Origin of the sequence: Glycomyces terrestris (assembly GCF_003933745.1) — a bacterium.
Taxonomy (GTDB): domain Bacteria; phylum Actinomycetota; class Actinomycetes; order Mycobacteriales; family Micromonosporaceae; genus Glycomyces; species Glycomyces terrestris.
The window spans coordinates 477,685-497,995 of the sequence record NZ_RSEB01000004.1 but is presented as its reverse complement, the minus strand read 5'-3'; the positions used below and the strand labels follow the sequence as shown (position 1 = coordinate 497,995).

The following is a 20,311-nucleotide window of genomic DNA, read 5'->3' as shown; positions in this document are numbered from 1 at the left end:
ACTGCCGACATACCGCGGCGTGTCGGCATGCGACCGCTGCGGACCGCTCCCTGAAGACGAGAATGGAGGAGGCCCCATGCCTCAGTACTTCCTCACGATCCCGCACGAGTCGGCCGAGGAGCCGACGATGGAGTCCATGCAGGAGATCGACCCCGCCGAGCTCCAGGCGATGATGAAGGCCGTCGACAAGTTCAACGCCGATCTCGGTGAGGCCGGCGCCTTCGTCACCGCCGGCGGCCTCCAGCCGCCCTCGACCGCGGTCACCGTCGACGCAACCGGCGGGACGCCCGTCCGCACGCCGGGCCCGTTCGTCGAGGCGGCCGAGTACGTGGGCGGATTCTGGATCGTTCAGGCCCCTGACGAGGAGCAGGCGCTGAGCTGGGCCGAGCAGGCTTCGGCCGCCCTGGGTTCGCGCATCGAGGTCCGGGCCCTGCAGGAGCAACCCGAGTAGCCGCCGCCGGGACGGGAGACGGTCGCCGCCGAAGCGGTCTCCTGACCGGTCCGGCTCCGTCACCGCCGCGGCCACCGGGACCGCCGGCGTCGGCCCGGCCACCGTCCCCATCGGACGGCCGGGCCCGGCGCGGGCCCGGCGTCGCCGCCCCCTTCGTCAGCCGAGGCCGCCGGGATCCGGCGGTGACGAGCGGAGCATCGCCACCGGCGAGGCGCCCGGAATCCCGGCGATGGAGGCGAGTTCGCCGAACCCGAAGCGCGCGTACAAGCGGCGGTTCTCGGGCGTGGACGACTCGAGGTAGGCCGGAAGGCCGGCCTGGTCGACGGCGTCCAGACGGGCCCGCAGCAGCGCCGAACCCACACCGAGCCCGCGGGCCGAGACGCTGACGCCGATGTCGGCGAGGTACCAGTGCGGCACGGTGGGCCGGTGGCGCTGGAGGCGGTGCTCCATCATCATCGCGCGGGGCAGCCCGGCGGGTCCGAACGCCTTGAGGAACAGCGGCAGCTGGGCCAGTTCCCGCCCGAGCGCCCCGCGTCGCGAGCCGGGCGCCTCCCAGGCGGCGACGCCGACGATGCGCTCGTCGCCTTCCCGCCGTGCGAGGTCGATGACGCCGCGCGGTCCCGGACCGGATCTGAGGACGGCGGTGAACAGGTGCGCCAGCCGTCGCCGCCGGTCGGCCTCGAAGGGCACGATGCCGCGGGCCACGGGGTCGTCGACGAAGGCCTCCGCGAGGACGTCGGCGGCGGCCGCGAACTCGTCCGGTCGGGCGGTCGTGATCACGATCATGAATGGAGGCTCCTTCGCGCAGTCGTGGCCGGTGCGGTCCGCATGGCCGGCACGCCGGTACCGACAGTCAAGGGCGGACCGGCTTCACCCTCGTCTCAGATCGGCGTCACGCCAGGTATACGACATCGGCGGCCCGCCTCGACCGGAGGCGGGCCGCCGAGTGCCCGCGCCCGCAGGCGGAGCGCCGCGAACGCGGGTGCCCCGGTGTCGCGGTGCCGGCCGCGCCGTGCGCGTCCGGCACTCCGGGGCGTCGGACGGCGTCATCCCACGACTGCCGCCCACCGGTGACTAGAAGTCACGGCCTCGCATGGCGCACCTCCTCTCCTGCTCGCCGGGCCCGTCCCGGGACCGGGACGGGAGACTCGGTCCGGCCGTTCAGGAACGCGCCGGTCGTGCTCACGGGACATCGGCCGCTCCACTCACGCACCGACCGGTTCGCGCTGCGCGGCAGGAAGTCGCACGCCGACCTCGGGGTCGACTCGGCCGAGCCGGTGGACGGCACCGATGAGCAGCGCCGCAGTGGAACCGGCCGCCGCGCTCACCGCGATCGCCAGGGAGGGGGGCACGGCCTCCGCGAGGACGCCGCCGAGCATGACCCCGACGCCCTGCGCGGTCTGGAGGCCGGCCGAGGCGAAGGCGATCGCGCGGGCCCGCACGTGGTCGGGCACGAGCTGGGTGAACGCGATCTGGGCGAAGACCATGTAGGAGCCGAGGCACCCCGCCGCGGCCCAGAGCACGACCGTGGGAAGGACGCCGGGGGCGAGCGCGGTCGCCATGAGCGGCAGGCCCGTCGCCGCCGCGAGCGGCACCAGCAGCCGCCGCCGCCATCGGGCGCCGGTCTTGGCGACGGCGACCGCGCCCACGGTCATGCCGATCACGTCGCCGGCCATGAGGAGACCCACCGCCTCCTCGCCGGCGCCGATCTCGGCCGCATAGGGGACCGCGAGCGCCTCAGGGACCACGAAGCACCCGAAGACCCACATGACGGAGGCGAGCCCCAGGAGGGTCCGGTCGCGGACGACGTACCCGACCCCGGCGACCGCGAACCCGCGCCGCCCGGACTGAGCGGACGGCTCGGGCCGGTGCGGGCCGATGCCCCAGTGCAGCAGGGCCGCGGAGAGCACGAACGTGGCGGCGTTGACGGCGAGCACCGGACGCGGGTCGCCGGTGGCCGCCACCAGGAGCCCGCCCGCGGTGAACCCGGCGATCTGCGCGAGCCCGTCGGTGGCGGTGATGACGCTCATCCCGACCGCGAAACGGGCGTCCGGCAGCACCCGCGGCAGGGTCGCGTTGCGCGCGGCCGAGAACAGCGGCTGCGGGCAGGTCGCCAGCAGCACCAGGACCATCAACGCCGCCAACGGCGTTCCCGGCACCGCCATGAGTCCGATGAGGACGGCTCGGAGCAGGTCGACGGCGACCATGACCGCCCGCCGCGAGCAGCGGTCGGCGAACCCGGCGAGCAGCGGCGCGGTGAGCAGCGGCGGCAGGAAGGTGAGCGCGTAGACCAGGGCGGTCATCGCCGCCGAGGAGGTCCGGTCGTACACCAGCAGCGCGAGCGCCACCCGGGCGAGCTGGTCGCCGATGCGCGACTGCGCCTGCGCGAGCCACAGGACGCGGAACTCGCGGCTCGCGACGACCTCGCGGAACCCCGCCCTGCCTGCACCCATGCGCTCCCCGAGCCCCCGCCGGTGCGCTCCGCGCCCCGGTCCCGTCGCCGTCCGGACCATGGGAGCCCCCGAGCGCCTCAAACGGCTCCCATCGCGGCGTCATGCCTGGTCGCGACCGGGTGCGCCGAACACTGGAACTGGCCCTAGGCTTGGACGGCATCATGGACGAATCCGAAGGCGACCTCACGATCGGCCTGCTCGGACCGCTCACGGTCCAGCGGGACGGCGCGGCCGTCGAGGTGACCGCGGGCCGGCTCCGGTGCCTGCTCGCGATCCTCGCGCTCACCCCCGGGCGCGTCGTCCCCTACCACCGCCTCGGCGAGGCGATCTGGGACGACGAGGCGCCCGGCCACCTCCGGCGCACCCTCCAGACCTATGCGGGACGGCTCCGCGACCTCCTCGGCGCCGACCGCGTCGGCGGCGGCCCGCACGGGCTCGTCCTCCACGCCTGCGACGAGGACGTCGACGCGACCCGGTTCGAACGCCTCGCCCGGAGCGCCGGCGACCGCGCCCGGCTCGCGGAGGCACTGGGGCTGTGGCGCGGCGAGGCCTTCGAGGACATCGACTGCCACTGGCTGGCCGCGACCGCCGCACCGCGCCTCGAGGCGCTGCGGCTGGAGACCCTCGAGCGGCGCATCGACCTCGACCTGGCCGAGGGGCGCCACGGCGAGATCGTCGCCGAGCTCGAGTACCTGGTCGCGGCCCACCCGCTGCGCGAGACCCTCTGGACCCGGCTGATCGTGGCCCTGGACCGCAGCGGGCGCAGCGCCGAAGCCCTCGACCGGTATGAGACCGCCAGGGCCGGACTCGTCGACGCGCTCGGCGCCGACCCCGGGCCCGAACTGCGGCGGCTCCACGCCGACCTGCTCGCCGGACGGCCGCCGTCCGCGGGACCGGCCCGCCGCCCGTCCGCCGCCGTGCCGCGGCAGCTGCCCGCGGAACCCGCGGTCTTCATCGGCCGCGAGGACGCGCTGGAACTGCTCAGCGGGTCCGACCGCCCCGTCCGGGTCCTCACCGGCACCGGCGGCGTCGGCAAGTCCACGACCGCGATCCACTGGGCCCACCGGGTCGCGGGGGAGTACCCCGACGGGCAGCTCCACGCCGAACTCCACGGCTTCAGCCCGCACGCCGTCCCGGCCGACCCGGGCGAGGTGCTCGGTCGGTTCCTCCAGTCGCTCGGCGTGCCGCCCCGCGAGATCCCCGAGGGCACCGAAGCCCGCACCGGGCTCTTCCGCACCGTCACCGCCGACCTCCGGCTCCTGGTCGTCCTCGACAACGCTCGCGACGCCGCCCAGGTGCGCCCGCTCATCCCGGGCGCCGGCAGCGCCCTGACCCTGATCACCAGCCGCAACCCGCTGACGGGGCTGCTGGTCGAGCACCGCACCGCTGCGATCGCCCTGGAGACCCTGAGCCCCGGCGAGTCGCACCGGCTGCTCGCCGCGCGCCTGAGCACCGCAGCGCTCGACCGCGAACCCGAAGCCGCGCGAGCGATCGTCGACGCCTGCGCGGGCCTTCCCCTGGCGCTGGCGGTCGTCTCGGCCCGGGCCGAGACCGCGCCCGCCCGTCCCCTCGCCGACCTCGCCCGCCACCTCCGCGGAAGCGGCCGCCTCGACGCCCTCGACACCGGCGAACCCGACACCGGGGTCCGCGCGGTCCTCTCCTGGTCGTACCGTTCGGTCGGCCGCCAGGCCGCCCGGCTGTTCCGCCTGCTCACCCTCGCCCCCGAATCGGACGCGAGCGTCGAGGCCGCCGCCAGCCTCGCCGGCCGGCCCGTCGCCGAGACCGCCCGCCTCCTGCGTGAACTCACCGCCGCCAGGCTCGCCTCCGAACGCGCGCCGGGCCGATACGACACGCACGACCTCCTGCGCGCCTACGCCGTCGAGCAGGCCGAGCAGACCGACCCGCCCAAACGGCGCGAGGCCGCGCTCCGCCGACTCGTCCTCCACTACATGCACACCGCGCACGCGGCGACGCTCCTCCTCGTCCCCGGCCGCCCACCCATCGACCTGCCCGAGCCCGGGCCCGGCGTCGCCGTCCCCGCGCTGGCGACCTCCGCGGAGGCGCAGGCGTGGTTCGACGCCGAGACGACCGCGCTCCTGGCCCTCGTGGCGGAGTGCGACGCGCGCGGCTGGGACGACCTGGTCTGGCCGCTCGCCTGGACCGTCACCGAGACCCTGCACCGGCGCAACCGCTGGCGCACCTGGATGGAGGTCGAACGGCTCGCGCTCGCCGCGGCCGAGCGCGCCGGGAACCGGCGCTGGCAGGCGACCTCGCTCCGCAAGCTCGGCCGCGTCCACGGCAGCCTCCGCGAATTCGACGCCGCCCGGGCCCGGTTCGCGCAGGCGCTGGAGGTGTTCGCGGCGCTGGGCGACGCGCACGGCGAGGCCGCCGTCCTGAAGAACCGCGGCTACATCGACTACCTCCAAGGCCGGCACCGCGACGCGGCCGCCTGCAACGTCGCCGCCCTGGAGCGCTACGAGCGGCTCGGCGACCGCAGCGGGCAGGCCGACGCGCTCAACAACATCGGCTGGAGCCTCGCCCAGGTCGGCGAGTACGACGCCGCCGAACGCCACTGCCGCGATGCCCTGCACCTCTACGGCGCGCTCGGCAACGGCGACGGCCTCGCCGTCTGCTGGGACAGCCTCGGCTTCGTCCACGCCGCCCGGGGCGACCACGCCGCGGCCGAGGACTGCTACACGCGCGCCCTGGACTTCTACGAGAGCCCCGAAGGGAACCGGCACCGGGCCGCCGCCACGCTCGTGAACATGGCGGAGAACCGCGCCGCCATGGACGACCCCGGCGCGGCCCGCGCGCACTACCGGCGGGCGCTGGAGATCCTCGACCGGCTCGGGCACCAGGACGCGGACGAGGTCCGCGCCGCTCTACAACGGCTCCCCTGACGCGGCCGCACGTCCGGCGGCCCGCCGAGGCCGTCCGGGTCCGTCCCTTGGGAGCGATTGACAAAGTTTAGTCTCACAACTTAGTCTTGCATCGAGGATTCTCTATGGGTTCCCGCGGCCCGCGTCCTCCCGGCAGCCGACGCGGACAGAAGGAGCACCATGCAAGTCGTCAGACGACGGACCCGCAAGTGGATGGCACTGGCGGTGGCCGCCCTCGCCGTCCTCGCCGCCGGGCTCGGCATCCTCGCCCCCACGGCCGCCTACGCGGCCGAGGGATGCAAAGTGGACTACAAGATCCAGAGCCAGTGGGGCGGCGGCTTCACCGGCGACGTGAAGATCACCAACCTCGGCGACCCGGTCTCCGGCTGGAACCTGGTGTGGACCTTCCCCAACGGGCAGCGCGTCACCCAGGCGTGGAACGCCACCACCACCGACGCCGGCGACACCGTCACCGCGAAGAACATGAGCTACAACGCCTCCATCGCCACCGGCGCCTCGGTCTCCTTCGGCTTCAACGGCTCCTGGTCCGGCGCGAACGGCGTCCCGGCCTCGTTCAGCCTCAACGGCGCCGTCTGCACCGGCGCGGTCGGCGAGCCCAGCACCCCGCCCACCACCACCCCGCCGCCCACCGGCGGCCTCACCGCGATGGAGACCGTCGCGGCCATGCAGCCGGGCTGGAACCTCGGCAACTCCCTCGACGCCGTCGGCGCCGACGAGACCGCCTGGGGCAACCCGCGCATCACCCAGGCCCTCATCGAGAACGTCGCCGCCCAGGGCTACAACAGCATCCGCATCCCCGTCACCTGGGACAACCACCAGTCCAAGACCGCCCCGTACGCCGTCGAGGACGCCTACCTCGACCGCGTCGAAGAGGTCGTCGGCTGGGCCCTCGACGCCGACCTGTACGTGCTCATCAACATCCACCACGACTCGTGGATCTGGATGTCGGCCATGAACACCAACCGCACCGTCGTCGAGGACCGCTACGAGGCCATCTGGACCGCGCTCGCCGACCGCTTCCGCGACGCGCCGCCCGAGCTCCTCTTCGAGAGCGTCAACGAGCCCCAGTTCGCCAATGTGGACGACGCCACCGCGTACGCGCTCCTGGACGACCTGAACACCTCGTTCCACGAGATCGTCCGCGGCACCGGCGGAGGCAACGCCACCCGCGTCCTGGTCCTCCCGACCCTGCACACCAACGCCGACCAGGGCCGCCTGGACGCCCTGAGCGCCACCATCCAAGCACTCGACGACCCGAACCTGGCCGCGACCATCCACTACTACGGCTTCTGGCCCTTCAGCGTCAACGTCGCCGGCTTCACCAAGTTCAACGACGAGGTCCGGGCCGACCTCGAAGGCTACTTCGACCGCGCCTACAACGAGTTCGTCGCCAACGGCATCCCCGTGCTCGTCGGCGAGTACGGCCTCCTCGGCTTCGACACCCACACCGGCACCGTCGAGCAGGGCGAGAAGCTCAAGTTCTTCGAGTACATCGGCTACTACGCCCGCCAGAAGGGCATCACGCTCCAGCTGTGGGACAACGGCCAGCACTTCAACCGAACCACCTTCCAGTGGCGCGACCCCGAGCTGTTCGCGATGACGAAGGCCGCCTGGACCACCCGCTCCGGCACCGCGTCCACCGACCAGATCTACGTGGGCCGCGCCGCGACCGTGGCCGACGTCTCGCTGACCCTCAACCTGAACGGCACCACGTTCCAGGGCCTGCGCGTCGGCACCACCAACCTCGTCCAGGGCACCGACTACACGATCTCCGGCTCGACCCTCACCATCAAGGCCAGCCGGCTGACGACGCTCCTGGGCGACCGCTCCTACGGCGTCAGGGGCACCGTCCACGCGGTCTTCTCGCAGGGCGTGCCGTGGCGCATCAGCGTCATCTCCTACGACCAGCCGACCATGTCGGCCGCCACGGGGGCCTCCGCGACCTTCGCGATCCCCACCCAGTTCAAGGGCGACCAGCTCGCGACCATGGAGGCCAAGTACGCCGACGGCACCAACGCCGGACCGCAGAACTGGACCTCCTACAAGGAGTTCGGCCGCGCGTTCAACCCCGACTACGCGGCCGGCACCGTCACCCTCCCGACCGCCTTCTGGTCCGAGGTGACCGACGGCCAGAAGGTCACCCTGACGTTCCACTTCTGGAGCGGCCGCACGGTGACCTACTACGTCACCGAGTCCGGCGGCACCGTCACCGGCTCACTGACCTAACCACCCAGGGATAGGAGGCCGCCCCGGCGCATCGCCGGGGCGGCCTCGCCCGTCTCCGAGCACCGGAGGCGGCTCCAGCGCACTGTGAGCGCTAACGGGATCGCTGCGGTGGAGGCCGCGGGGCACCGGCCGATGATGAACGCCCGATCGGACCGGTCGTTCCCATGCCAGTTCAGCGGCGCGATCTGCCGACCTATAAATGGACGTATTGATGAGTCTTGACGTCTCGCGTCCGTGAGCGCTAACATGCACTCGCATCCTCAGTCCCCGACGACCAGCGAGGTGCCATGCGAACCCTGCCCGCCACCACGCCGCGCCCCGCGCCCGCCAGTGCCCAAGGAACGCCGCCCCGAGCCGCGCGGTCGTGGAAACCGCGGCAGACGCTGCCGGCCTACGCGATGCTCGCCCCGAGCCTCCTCGGCTTCGCGGTCTTCCTCATCGCGCCGATCCTCGTAGTCGTCGCCCTCAGCTTCTTCGACTGGAACCTGCTGTCCGACCCCGAGTTCGTCGGCCTGGAGAACTACCGCGCGCTGGCCGAGGACGAACGGGCGCTCCAGGCGATCGGCAACACCTTCTACTACGTGCTGCTCAACATCCCCGCCCAGACCGTGCTGGCCCTGCTCCTCGCGCTGGCGCTCAACGCGAAGATCAAGGCCCGCAACGCCTTCCGCGTCATCTACGTGCTGCCGTGGATGGCGATGCCGGTGGCGCTCGGCGTCATCTGGCGCTGGGTCTTCGACCCCGCCTACGGGGCCCTCAACCGGTTCCTGGGCCTGTTCGGCGTCGACGGCGCGGCCTGGCTCACCGATTCGGCCTGGGCGATGCCGGTGATCGCCTCGGTCAACGTCTGGCAGTACACCGGCTACACGATGCTGTTCTTCCTCGCCGGACTCCAGGCCATCCCCGCCCAGCTCTACGAGGCCGCCGACGTGGACGGCGCCTCCCCGGTCCACCGCTTCTTCTCGATCACGCTGCCCCTGCTGCGCCCGGCGATGCTGTTCGTGCTCATCACCAGCGTCATCGGCTCGTTCCAGGTCTTCGACACCATCCACGTGATGACCGCCGGAGGACCGGCGGGCTCCACCGCGACGCTGAACTACCAGATCTACCTGGAGTCCTTCACCCAGCGCAACGCCGGCTACGCCTCCATGCTCGCCGTGATCCTGTTCGCGATCATCGCGCTCATCACCCTGGCCCAGGCCGCGCTCTTCCGCAAGCGCACCGTCTACGACTTCAGCTAGGAGCCTCCGATGAAGAAGATCCCGCTCTACCTGGTGCTCGTGGCCGGCGCGCTGCTCTCGGTCGCGCCCTACCTGATGACCGTGAACGCCGCCTTCAAGTCCAAGCAGGAGATCCTGACCTCCGAGCCGTGGGCGCCGCCGGCGAACCCGATCCTGGCGAACTTCGCGGAGGTGTGGAGCCGCTACGACTTCGCGACCTTCGTCGTCAACTCGGTCGTCGTCGCGGTCGCGGTCACCGTCGGCCAGCTCGTGTTCTCCACGCTCGCCGCCTACGCGTTCGCGCGCCTCGACTTCCCCGGCCGCGACGCCCTCTTCTGGGCCTACATCGCGACCCTGATGGTCCCGCAGATCGTGACCCTGGTGCCCACCTTCATCATCGTGCGCGAGCTCGGCCTGGTGGACACGCACGTGGGGCTCGTGCTGCCGTTCGTGTTCGGGTTCCTCATGCCCTACGGGGTGTTCCTGGTGCGCCAGTACTTCAAGACCATCCCCGCCTCGATCGAGGACGCGGCCCGCATCGACGGGGCCGGGACGTTCACCATCCTGTGGCGCGTCATGGTCCCGATGGCGAAGCCGATCCTCGGCACGCTCGCGATCATCAGCTTCGTCAACACCTGGAACAACCTGCTGTGGCCCCTGATCATCACCCACTCCGAGTCGACCCGGGTCATCACGCGCGGCATCGCGCAGATGCAGAGCCAGTTCAACCAGGAGTACCACCTCGTCCTGGCCGCCTCCACCATGGCGCTGCTCCCGCTGGTCGCCGTCTTCCTGGCCTTCCAGCGGCACATCGTCCGCTCCATCGCGCTCAGCGGCATGAAATGACGACCGGACCTCTCCGCCAACCTCTCAACGACGAAAGGCACGAAGGATGAACAAGACGCGCTCGGCGGCCCTCGCCGCCCTCGCGCTCGCCCTCCCCGCCACGGCCGCCTGCGGCGGCGACGACGGCGGAGCGGTGACGCTGCGGTATGCGTTCTGGGACGACAACCAGCGGCCGGCGCTGGAGGCCATGATCGCGGCCTTCAACGAGGACCACCCCGACATCGCCGTCGAACTCGAGCAGAACCCGTGGGAGGACTACTGGACCGGCCTCGACAGCCGGTTCGCGGCCGAGGACGCGCCCGACGTCTTCTGGAACCACGTCTCCCGCTTCCCGACCTACGCCGACAACGGCGTCCTGCTGCCCCTCACCGACTACATCGAGGAGGACGGCGTCGACCCCTCGGTCTACCCCGCGAGCCTCTACGACTCGTGGCGGTTCGAGGACGACCAGTACGGCCTGCCGAAGGACTGGGACTCCATCGCGCTCGTCTACCGCGTCGACGCGCTCGAAGCCGCCGGCATCGACCCGGCCACCGTCGGCGACCTCGAATGGAACCCCGTCGACGGCGGGACCTATGTGGAGTTCCTCCAGAAGCTCACCCTCGACGCCGCCGGGAACAACGCCCTCAGCCCCGACTTCGACCCCGAGAACGTGGTCCAGTACGGGACCGCGATGTCCTCCAACACCGGCCAGACCGACTGGTGGAACTACGCGGTCCAGAACGGCTGCGCGCTCCAGACCGAGCCCTGGGGCGACTACGCCATCGACGCCCCCGAATGCGTCGAGGCCATCCAGTTCACCGCCGACCTCTACAACCGCTGGGGCGTGGCCGTCCCCGCCGAGTCGACGAACCAGCCCAACGGCGGCGTCCCCGGCGACTACGTGGTCGCCGGCCAGGCCGCCACCGCGCTCGACGGCTCCTGGACGCTCAGCTTCTACCGCGACGGCCTCGAACCGGGCACCTGGGCGGTGGCCGACAACCCGTCCGGGCCCGCCGGCTCCGGCACCGTCATCAACGGACTCTCCAACGCGATCTACGCGGGGACCGAGCACCCCGACGAGGCCTGGGAGCTCGTCAAGTTCCTCGGCTCCGAGGAGGCGCAGGCCATCGCCACCGACATGGGCTCGGTATGGCCGGGCGTGTCCTCCCTCAACCAGGGCTTCGCCGACTACTGGGCGGGCCAGGGCATCGACGTGACCGGGTTCCAGACCGCCGCCGAAGGCACCACCATCGGCTACCCGCTGTCGATGAACGACGCCGCCTTCGGCACCGCGGCCCTCGACGAGTTCAATCAGGTCTGGCTGGGCCAGAAGGACGCCCAGGCAGCGGCGGAGGCGGTCGTCGAACTCGCCAACGCCGAATAGCCGACCCGAACCGAGAGGTGACCGACCGCATGAGCGCCGCCGAATCCAAGCCCGTCAGCATCTTCGACGTGGCGAAGCACGCAGGGGTGTCGCACCAGACCGTCTCGCGCGTCATCAACGACGCGCCGATGGTCGCCGCCGCCACCCGCGCGAAGGTGAAGGCCGCCATCAGCGAACTGGGCTACCGGCCCAACCGCTCGGCCCGCACCCTCGCCGGCGGCGCCGTGCGGTCGGTCACCGTCTTCACCTTCGACACCTCCCTGTACGGCACGGCCGAGACGCTCCGCGGCATCGAGGACGCCGCCAGCGCCGCCGGGTTCACCGTGCTCGTCTCGGTGCTCGACCCGGACCAGACGTACACCGAGCACGACATCCAGTCCCGGCTCTCGCACGACGGCGCGCCCGCCATCGTGATCGCCCACGACGCCACGACCACGCTCGCCAGGCGCGTCCTGCGCAGGTCCCAACCCGGGGCCGTGGTCGCCACCGGCGACGACCAGCTCGGCCTCGAACCGGACGCCGACGACTGGCTGGTGTCCCTCGACGACCGGATCGTGGCCCAGCGGGCGACCCGGTACCTGCTGTCCATGGGTCACCGCACCGTCCACTACCTGGCGATGCCCGGCAAGGCGCGGCGCCAGGACGGCTGGGCCGAGGCCCTCGCGGAAGCGGGCATCACGCCTCCCGAGGCGGTCCAGTCCGGCTGGACGATCGGCTCCGCCGCCGAGGCCGCGGTCGCCCTCGTCGCCGACCCCGAGGTCACCGCCGTCATGTGCGGCAACGACGACCTCGCCTTCGGGGTCCTCCACGCCGCGCACCACGCGGGCCGCGACGTCCCCGGCGACCTCAGCGTCATCGGCTGCGACGACAGCCCCTTCGCGGCCTACCACATCCCGCCGCTGACCACCGTGGACCTCGACTTCCGCGGCGTGGGCCGCAGCGCGTTCGACCTGCTGCGGTCCAAGCTCGAAGGCGGCCCCAAGCCCCGTCCCGCGTGGCGGTCACCCGAACTGATCGTGCGCGAGACCTCCGGTCCCCCTCGCCAACGACGATTACCGAAAGGGCTGCAATGCATCCACTCCTCCGCAGGGGCCTCGCGGCCGCGGCGGCGACCGGCCTCCTCACCGGCCTCGCCGCCGCGCCCGCCGAAGCCCAGGACCTCCCCGTCCTCGCCGTCGACTTCGGACGGCTCACGGGCGAGCCGACCCACGGCGCGGTCGGCTCCCTGTACGGGATCTCCGAGAACGGCGTGCCCGGCGACAACCTCCTCGACGCGCTCGACATGGCCTCGATGGCCCCCAAGCCGACTGGCGGCCTCCAGCACCCCAACGGCGACGCGAACGACGTCCTCGAGGTCCTCGCCGAGCACGACGGCGGCGACGCCTTCGTCAACCTCCAGGACTGGTACCCCGACTGGCCCTACCAGAACGACGGCATCGACGCCTACCTCGCCGAGATCGAGGAGATGGTCCCGGTCATGGAGGCGTCCGAGCACGCCGACCGGCTCGTCTACGTGCCGTTCAACGAACCCAACTGGATCTGGTACAACCGCGGCGCCGACTACGAGGGCACCACCGCCCGCTTCTTCCGCGACTGGGACCTCGCCTACGAGCGCCTCCGCGAGATCGCCCCCGACACGCCGATCGCCGGCCCCAACGAGTCCCACTACGACGCCCGGTTCATGCGCGACTTCATGGAGCACACCGTCGCCGCGGGCACCGTCCCCGACGTCGTCACCTGGCACGAGCTCTCGCCCGACTCGCTGCGCTACTACGAGGGCAACCACGACCACTACCGCGCCCTCGAAGCCGAACTCGGCATCGAGCCGCGCCAGATCAACATCAACGAGTACGGCAACAACCGCGACTTCGGCATGCCCGGCCAGATGGTCCAGTGGGCCGCCATGTTCGAGGACACCGACGCCCTCGCCGACATGGCGTACTGGACCGCGGCGGGCGGCCTCTCCGGCAACGCCCCGCAGACCAACGTCCCCAACGGCGGCTGGTGGTTCCTCAAGACCTACTCGCAGATGACCGGCCAGACCGCGCTCGTCACCCCGCCGCAGGACAACGCCGTGGACACCCTCCAGGGCATCGCCACCTACGACGAGGCGAAGGGCCAGGCGCAGATCCTGCTCGGCGGCGGCGCGGGCGACACGGTCGTCGACCTCACCGGCCTCGACGCCGCCGGCGCCGACCTCGGCCGCAGGATCACCGCCACCGTCCACGAGATCGCCTGGACCGGCAACGAGGGCTCCTCGCCGCCGCCGCAGGTCGTCGACCGCATCGCGCTCCGCCCCGACCGCAGCGGGGCGGCCGCGATCGAACTCGCCGGGCTCGACCCCATGTCCGCCTACTGGATCACCCTCACCCCCGGCACCGGCCGGGTCGACGAGGTCGAACTCCCGTGGACCGGCACCTGGGAGGCCGAGGACGCCGCGATCACCGCCGGCACCGTCTACGACGAAGGCGGCCCCGCGAGGCCGTTCTCCTTCCCCGCCTCCGGCGGCAAGAGCGTCGGCTCGCTGACCCGGGCCGACAGCCGCGTCGAGTTCGACGTGGACGTCCCCGCGGCCGGCGTCTACGACCTCACCGTCACCTACGGGAACACATACGGCCGCAACCTTCCCGAGGGCGCCTCGCCCACGGAGCAGTTCCTCACCGTCAACGGCGGCCCCGCCGAGACGATCACCTACCCGTCCACCATGCAGTGGGGCTCCCGGGGCCAGGTCACCGTCCAGGTCGAACTCGAGGCCGGCGCGAACGCGATCGCGCTCGCCAAGTCCGACCACGAGGCCGGCACCGCGTACGGCGAGGCCGGACTCGACAAGATCGACCTCACGCCCGCCGCCGTCGACACGCACACCTACCCGGCCGTCCTCGCCCGCACCGAAGGCGACGCCGACTACGACTACGGCCGCGACGAAGGCGTCGAGGTCCGCGGCGACGAGCGGATCGTCTTCGACGTCTACGCGCCCGCCGACGGCTACTACGACGTCGCCGTCGACGCCGACGGCAAGGGCGAGCTCACCGTCCTCGGCCCCCACGGCGAGGACGTCGCCTTCGACCTGGAGGACGAGCAGACCCTCGCCCTCCACGAAGGCGTCAACCGCATCGCCCTCAACGCCGCGGGCCGGCGCGCCCTCGACGTCCACGCCCTCACCGTCACCGGCGACGGCGGCACCGAGGACTTCACCCAGATCGCGGCCGCCGACGCCGACCTGTCCGGCACCGCGACCCTGACCGACGACCCGTGGGCGGCCGGCGGCCAGGCCATCACCGGCGTGGGCGGCGGCGAGGGCAACACCGCCACCCTCACCGTCGAAGCCGACCAGGCCGGACCGCACCTGCTCCTCGTCCACTACGCCAACGACGAGCGCAAGAGCGGCCACGACTACAACATCGACATCATCTCCCGCTACGCCGAGTTCACCGTCAACGGCGAACCGGTCCGCACCGTCCCCATGCGAGGGACCTGGAGCTGGAGCGACTTCTGGTCCTACCCGCTCATCGTCGACCTCGAAGCCGGGACCAACACCATCGAGATCGGCAACCCCGGCCTGTTCACCGACATCGGCGACCGCGAAGGCCGCGCCGCCCACTTCGAGCGCTTCGCGATCGCGCCGCTCCTAGAATGACCCGCCGGCGCCGGTGAGCGCCCGCCCCGCACCGGGGCGGGCGCTCACCGCGACACCGGACACCAGCACCACCGACACCCGTGAAAGGACGCCGCATGACCGCGCGCGAACCCCGCCTCTGGACCATCGACACGCCGAACACCAGCTACGTCGTGGCCCTGGACGACGACGACCGGCTCCGCGGCCTCCACTGGGGCCCCCGGCTGAGCACCGAGCAGGCGCTCGCCCTCCTCGACCTCCCCGAGGCCGCGTTCCGGCCCGTCATCGGCCGCGAACCCCGCTTCGACCTCGCCGCCGCGTCCGCGTTCCAATACGGCCACAACGGCGTCCAGGTCCGCTTCGCCGACGGCACCCGCGACCTCGAACTCGCCTTCGCCGAGGCGCTCGCCGAGGACGGCGACCTGACCTTCGTCTTCACCGACCGGCACTATCCGCTGGAGGTGCGCACCACCTACCGGACCCGCCCCGGCACCGACGTCATCGAGCGCTCGATCACGCTGCACAACAGCGGCGCCGAGGACATCGAGGTCGTCCGCGCCGACTCGGCGACCTGGGTCGTGCCCGGACTCGAGGCCCCCCGCCTGAGCCAGCTCCACGGCGAGTGGGGCGCCGAAACACAGCTCACCCGGACCACGATCCCCTTCGGCGAGACCGTGATCGGCTCCCGCCGCGGCGTCACCGGCCACCAGTCGAACCCGTGGGTCGCGATCGACGACGGCGAGGCCACCGAGACCTCCGGCCCGGTCTGGTCGACCGCCCTCGCCTGGAGCGGCACCTGGCGGATCACCGTCGAGAAGGGCCCCACCGGCAGCGTCACCGTCTCCGCCGGCTTCGGCCACGACCCGATCACGATCCGCCTGGGCGGCGGCCAGACCCTCGAGACCCCGGTCGCGGCCGGACTGCACACCGCGGGCGGCTTCGCCGCGGCCGCGGCCGCCTGGCACGACTACGCGCTCGCCCACGTCCTGCCGCACCCCGAGGAGGTCCGCCCGGTCCTCTACAACTCCTGGGAGGCCACGGAGTTCGACTTCACCGCCGAGGACCAGATGCGCCTGGCCGACCGGGCGGCGGCGATGGGCTGCGAGCTGTTCGTCATGGACGACGGCTGGTTCGGCGCGCGCGTGAACGACCGGGCCGGGCTCGGCGACTGGACCCCGAGCCCTGACCGGTTCCCCGACGGCCTGGGGCCGCTGATCAAGCACGTCCACGCGCGCGGCATGCGGTTCGGGATCTGGGTCGAGCCGGAGATGGTGAACCCCGACTCCGACCTGTACCGCGCCCACCCCGACTGGGTCTACCACCAGCCGCACCGCCGCCGCAGCGAGGTGCGCCAGCAGCTCGTGCTCAACCTGGCCCGCCCCGACGTGGCCGAGTACCTCCACGCCCGCCTCGACGAACTGCTGAGCGCCAACGAGATCGACTTCGTCAAGTGGGACATGAACCGCCCCTTCACGGAAGCCGGCTGGCCCGGCGAGCCGGACCCGGACCGGCTCTGGTTCGACCACACCCGCAACCTCTACGCGATCCTCGACCGGCTCCGCGCCGACCACCCCGCCCTGCGGATCGAGTCGTGCTCGTCCGGCGGCGGCCGCGTCGACTTCGGCATCCTGCGGCGCACCGACCAGGTGTGGACCTCGGACAACACCGACGCCGTCGACCGCATCGCGATCCAGGAGGGCTTCGCGCAGGTGTACCCGGCGCGGGTCATGGGCGCATGGGTCACCGACTCGCCGAACCCGTTCACCCGCCGGGAGGTCCCGCTCGACTTCCGCTTCCACGTCGCCATGGCCGGCGTCCTCGCCGTCGGCGGCGACCTGCGGATCTGGAGTGAGGAGGAGCTGGGCCGCGGCGCCGAGCTGGTGGCTGACTACAAGCGGATCCGGCCCGTCGTCCAGCTCGGACGCCGGCACCCGCTGCGGGCCGGAGGCGTCGAGGGCGTCCAGTACACCAGGGGCGAGGAGACCGTGGTGCTGGCCTGGCGCAAGGCGCGCGCCTTCGGCTACCCCGACCCGCTGCTCAAGCTCCACGGCCTCGAACCGGGCGCCCGGTACCGCGACGAGCGCACCGGCCGGGTGCACCACGGCGCGCTGCTCGCCTCGCACGGACTCGCGCTCGACCTGCACCCCGGCGACTACGCCTCGACGATGGTCGTCTTGATTCAGATCGCTTGAGCCTCAAGAAAGATCAGATGAATCGTCTTCAAATACAGGATTCGCGCGAGTTTTATCCGGGCTTGCGCGGATCCCTTGACCTCTTAGGTCGGATGTAAGTACCCTGAGGGAATCCATGTATTGACGAACGTCAATAGAAAGCGTGGACCTTCACCCCCCTCGGAGGACCGATGGCAGCGCTCCCGCGCAGGCAAGTGATCAAATACGGAGCGGCGGGCGCCCTCGCCGCGCCCCTCCAATGGACGGCGCCGCCCGCGGCCTCGGCGGCGCCGCCGGCGGTGCAGGCCGCGGGCGACCTGGCACTGTGGTACGACGAACCGGCCGGCACCGACTGGCTGCGCGCACTCCCCGTCGGCAACGGCCGCCTCGGCGCGATGGTCTTCGGCAACACCGCCACGGAGCGGTTCCAGCTCAACGAGGACACGGTCTGGGCCGGAGGCCCGCACGACTACAGCAACACCGCCGGAGCCGACTCGCTCCAGCAGATCCGCCAGCTCGTCTTCGCCGACCAGTGGGGCCAGGCCCAGAGCCTCATCAACCAGACGATGCTCGGCAGGCCCGCCGGCCAGCTCGCCTACCAGCCCGTCGGCGACCTCAACCTCACCTTCCCGGGCATCAGCGGCGCCTCCGGGTACGAGCGCTGGCTCGACCTCACCACGGCCGCCGCCGGCGTCAGCTACACCGCGGGCGGCGTGCGCTACCAGCGCGAGGTCATCGCCTCCCACCCCGACCAGGTCATCGCCGTGCGCCTCACCGCCGGGACCGCGGGCCGGGTCTCGTTCTCCGCCGCGTTCAGCACCCCGCAGCGCGCCGCGAAGTCCAGTCCCGACTCCCGGACCATCGCCCTCGACGGCCGGTCGGGGGACCAGCGCGGCATCGCGGGGTCCGTGAAGTTCCTCGCCCTCGCCCGCGCCGTCGTCCAGGGCGGGAGTACCAGCTCCTCCGGCGGCACCCTCCAGGTCTCCGGCGCCGACGCCGTGACGCTCCTGATCTCGATCGGGACGAGCTACGTCGACTACCAGACCGTGAACGGCGACTACCAGGGGCACGCCTGGAACCGCCTCAACGCCGCGACCGGCGCCTCGTACGACGGCCTCCGGACCCGGCACGTGGCCGACTACCGGGCGCTGTTCGACCGCACCGCCATCGACCTCGGCCGCACCGCCGCCGCCGACCAGCCCACCGACGACCGCATCGCCCGGCACGGCTCGGGCAGCGACCCCCAGTTCTCGGCCCTGCTGTTCCAGTACGGCCGGTACCTGCTCATCTCCTCCTCGCGCCCCGGCACCCAGCCGGCCAACCTCCAGGGCATCTGGAACGACTCGATGACCCCGTCGTGGGAGTCGAAGTACACCCTCAACGCCAACCTGCCGATGAACTACTGGCCGGCCGACACCACGAACCTGTCCGAGTGCTACGAGCCGGTGTTCGACATGATCGGCGACCTCACGGCCACCGGCGCGCGCACCGCCGACGTCCAGTACGGCGCCGGCGGCTGGGTCGCGCACCACAACACCGACGGCTGGCGCGGGACCTCAGTGGTCGACGACGCCCGCTGGGGCATGTGGCCCACCGGCGGCGCGTGGCTGGCGACCATGATCTGGGACCACTACCGGTTCACCGGCGACCGGGCCTTCCTGGAGGCGAACTACCCCGCGATGAAGGGCGCGGCGCAGTTCTTCCTGGACACCCTCGTCGAGGAGCCGAGACTGGGCTGGCTGGTGACCAACCCCTCGAACTCGCCGGAGATGCTGCACCACAACGACGCCACCGTCTGCGCCGGGCCCACCATGGACAACCAGATCCTGCGGGACCTCTTCAACGGCTGCGCCGCCGCAAGCGAGGTCCTCGGCGTCGACGCGGACTTCCGCGCCGAGGTCCGGGCGGCCCGCGAACGGCTGGCCCCCATGCGTATCGGCTCGCGCGGCAACATCATGGAGTACCTCCACGACTGGATCGAGACCGACCCGCAGCACCGGCACATCTCCCACCTCTACGGCCTGCACCCGAGCAACCAGATCACCAGGCGCGGCACCCCGCAGCTGTTCACGGCCGCCCGCCGCACCCTGGAACTGCGCGGCGACGCCGGCACCGGCTGGTCCCTCGCCTGGAAGATCAACTACTGGGCGCGCATGGAGGAGGGCACCAGGGCGCACGACCTGATCCGCCTGCTCGTGACGCCCGAGCGCCTCGCGCCCAACATGTTCGACCTCCACCCGCCCTTCCAGATCGACGGCAACTTCGGTGCGACCTCGGGGATAGCCGAGATGCTGCTCCAGAGCCACGCCGGCGAGCTGCACCTGCTGCCCGCGCTGCCGCCCGCCTGGCCGACCGGGTCCGTGTCGGGCCTGCGCGGCCGCGGCGGCTACACCGTCGGCGCGACCTGGAGCGGCGGCACGATCGACGACCTCACCGTCAGACCCGACCGCGACGGCCCCGTCAGGATCCGCAGCCGCATGTTCACCGGCGACTACGAGCTCGTGGACGAGTCGAACGGCGCGGCGATCGTGCCCGACGAGCCCGAGAGCGACCTGATCGCGTTCCCCGGCCAGGCCGGCCGCACCTACCGCGCGACCTCCCTCGGCGGCGGATCGGCGGTGCAGCCCGGCGTGCACTACCGCCTCGTCGCCCAGCACAGCGGCAAGGCCGCCGACGTCAACGGCGCCTCCACCGCCGCCGGTACCGCCCTCATCCAGTGGGCGATCCACAGCGGCGCCAACCAGCAGTTCGACTTCGTCGACGCCGGAGGCGGCTACTGGCGGATCAGAGCCCGCCACTCCGGACTCGTCCTGCAAGTCTCCGGCACCGGCACCGGCGCCGACATCACCCAGCAGCCGGCCTCCACCGCCGCGAGCCAGCAGTGGTCGGTCACCGACCACGGCAACGGCACCGTCAGCCTCGTCAACCGCCACAGCGGCCTCGCCATGGACGTGTGGGGCCAGTCCACCGCCGACGGCGCCCGCATCTCCCAATGGAACCCCACCGGCGCCGCCAACCAGCGCTTCGAACTCCGGCCCGCCTGAAGCCGATAGGAGACCACC

The 20,311-nt window shown here is 72.0% G+C and carries 11 protein-coding genes and 1 pseudogene; 10 read left to right on the top strand and 2 right to left on the bottom strand.

The window, feature by feature from the left end:
- Window positions 1-76 precede the first annotated feature (76 nt).
- Window positions 77-451, top strand: a complete 375-nt coding sequence (locus tag EIW28_RS16345; protein ID WP_125248761.1) for a YciI family protein — start codon at window positions 77-79, stop codon at window positions 449-451.
- A 156-nt stretch (window positions 452-607) separates the two neighbouring features.
- Here the strand turns inward: EIW28_RS16345 and EIW28_RS16340 are convergent, their stop codons facing one another.
- Both EIW28_RS16340 and EIW28_RS16335 read right to left on the bottom strand, forming a co-directional pair.
- Window positions 608-1,237, bottom strand: coding sequence for a GNAT family N-acetyltransferase (locus EIW28_RS16340; protein ID WP_125248760.1), 630 nt, complete (start codon window positions 1,235-1,237; stop codon window positions 608-610).
- Between the two features lie 419 nt (window positions 1,238-1,656).
- Window positions 1,657-2,904, bottom strand: coding sequence for an MFS transporter (locus EIW28_RS16335; RefSeq protein ID WP_158630429.1), 1,248 nt, complete (start codon window positions 2,902-2,904; stop codon window positions 1,657-1,659).
- 161 nt (window positions 2,905-3,065) lie between these two features.
- Here EIW28_RS16335 and EIW28_RS16330 point away from each other — a divergent pair, with 161 nt between their 5' ends.
- The 9 genes and pseudogenes from EIW28_RS16330 to EIW28_RS16290 all read left to right on the top strand — a co-directional run bounded on the left by EIW28_RS16330 (window position 3,066) and on the right by EIW28_RS16290 (window position 20,293).
- Window positions 3,066-5,804 (top strand): AfsR/SARP family transcriptional regulator, encoded by a 2,739-nt coding sequence (locus EIW28_RS16330; protein ID WP_158630428.1) that lies wholly within the window; start codon window positions 3,066-3,068, stop codon window positions 5,802-5,804.
- Between the two features lie 159 nt (window positions 5,805-5,963).
- Window positions 5,964-8,030 (top strand): cellulase family glycosylhydrolase, encoded by a 2,067-nt coding sequence (locus tag EIW28_RS16325; protein ID WP_125248757.1) that lies wholly within the window; start codon window positions 5,964-5,966, stop codon window positions 8,028-8,030.
- A gap of 287 nt (window positions 8,031-8,317) precedes the next feature.
- Complete coding sequence (locus EIW28_RS16320) at window positions 8,318-9,271, top strand: carbohydrate ABC transporter permease (protein WP_197717316.1); 954 nt, start codon at window positions 8,318-8,320, stop codon at window positions 9,269-9,271.
- A gap of 9 nt (window positions 9,272-9,280) precedes the next feature.
- Complete coding sequence (locus EIW28_RS16315) at window positions 9,281-10,096, top strand: carbohydrate ABC transporter permease (protein WP_125248756.1); 816 nt, start codon at window positions 9,281-9,283, stop codon at window positions 10,094-10,096.
- Between the two features lie 46 nt (window positions 10,097-10,142).
- Window positions 10,143-11,462 (top strand): ABC transporter substrate-binding protein, encoded by a 1,320-nt coding sequence (locus tag EIW28_RS16310; RefSeq protein ID WP_125248755.1) that lies wholly within the window; start codon window positions 10,143-10,145, stop codon window positions 11,460-11,462.
- A 29-nt stretch (window positions 11,463-11,491) separates the two neighbouring features.
- Window positions 11,492-12,433: pseudogene (locus tag EIW28_RS25685) on the top strand (LacI family DNA-binding transcriptional regulator); the annotation flags it as partial.
- A gap of 98 nt (window positions 12,434-12,531) precedes the next feature.
- Window positions 12,532-15,099: a carbohydrate-binding protein gene (locus EIW28_RS24705; protein ID WP_125248754.1), complete on the top strand. Its 2,568-nt coding sequence runs from the start codon at window positions 12,532-12,534 to the stop codon at window positions 15,097-15,099.
- A gap of 95 nt (window positions 15,100-15,194) precedes the next feature.
- A complete protein-coding gene (locus EIW28_RS16295) occupies window positions 15,195-17,270 on the top strand; it encodes an alpha-galactosidase (protein ID WP_125248753.1) in 2,076 nt (691 codons plus the stop codon).
- Window positions 17,271-17,440: 170 nt separating this feature from the next.
- Window positions 17,441-20,293 carry a glycosyl hydrolase family 95 catalytic domain-containing protein gene (locus tag EIW28_RS16290; protein WP_125248752.1) on the top strand — a complete coding sequence of 951 codons (2,853 nt, stop codon included), beginning with the start codon at window positions 17,441-17,443 and terminating at the stop codon, window positions 20,291-20,293.
- The last annotated feature ends 18 nt before the right edge of the window (window positions 20,294-20,311 follow it).

What these genes read in the sequence shown, in the direction of transcription:
- EIW28_RS16345 (WP_125248761.1), top strand. Translation starts at nt 77, where the DNA reads ATGCCTCAGTACTTCCTCACGATCCCGCACGAGTCGGCCGAGGAGCCG.
- EIW28_RS16340 (WP_125248760.1), bottom strand. Translation starts at nt 1,237, where the DNA reads ATGATCGTGATCACGACCGCCCGACCGGACGAGTTCGCGGCCGCCGCC.
- EIW28_RS16335 (WP_158630429.1), bottom strand. Translation starts at nt 2,904, where the DNA reads ATGGGTGCAGGCAGGGCGGGGTTCCGCGAGGTCGTCGCGAGCCGCGAG.
- EIW28_RS16330 (WP_158630428.1), top strand. Translation starts at nt 3,066, where the DNA reads ATGGACGAATCCGAAGGCGACCTCACGATCGGCCTGCTCGGACCGCTC.
- EIW28_RS16325 (WP_125248757.1), top strand. Translation starts at nt 5,964, where the DNA reads ATGCAAGTCGTCAGACGACGGACCCGCAAGTGGATGGCACTGGCGGTG.
- EIW28_RS16320 (WP_197717316.1), top strand. Translation starts at nt 8,318, where the DNA reads ATGCGAACCCTGCCCGCCACCACGCCGCGCCCCGCGCCCGCCAGTGCC.
- EIW28_RS16315 (WP_125248756.1), top strand. Translation starts at nt 9,281, where the DNA reads ATGAAGAAGATCCCGCTCTACCTGGTGCTCGTGGCCGGCGCGCTGCTC.
- EIW28_RS16310 (WP_125248755.1), top strand. Translation starts at nt 10,143, where the DNA reads ATGAACAAGACGCGCTCGGCGGCCCTCGCCGCCCTCGCGCTCGCCCTC.
- EIW28_RS24705 (WP_125248754.1), top strand. Translation starts at nt 12,532, where the DNA reads ATGCATCCACTCCTCCGCAGGGGCCTCGCGGCCGCGGCGGCGACCGGC.
- EIW28_RS16295 (WP_125248753.1), top strand. Translation starts at nt 15,195, where the DNA reads ATGACCGCGCGCGAACCCCGCCTCTGGACCATCGACACGCCGAACACC.
- EIW28_RS16290 (WP_125248752.1), top strand. Translation starts at nt 17,441, where the DNA reads ATGGCAGCGCTCCCGCGCAGGCAAGTGATCAAATACGGAGCGGCGGGC.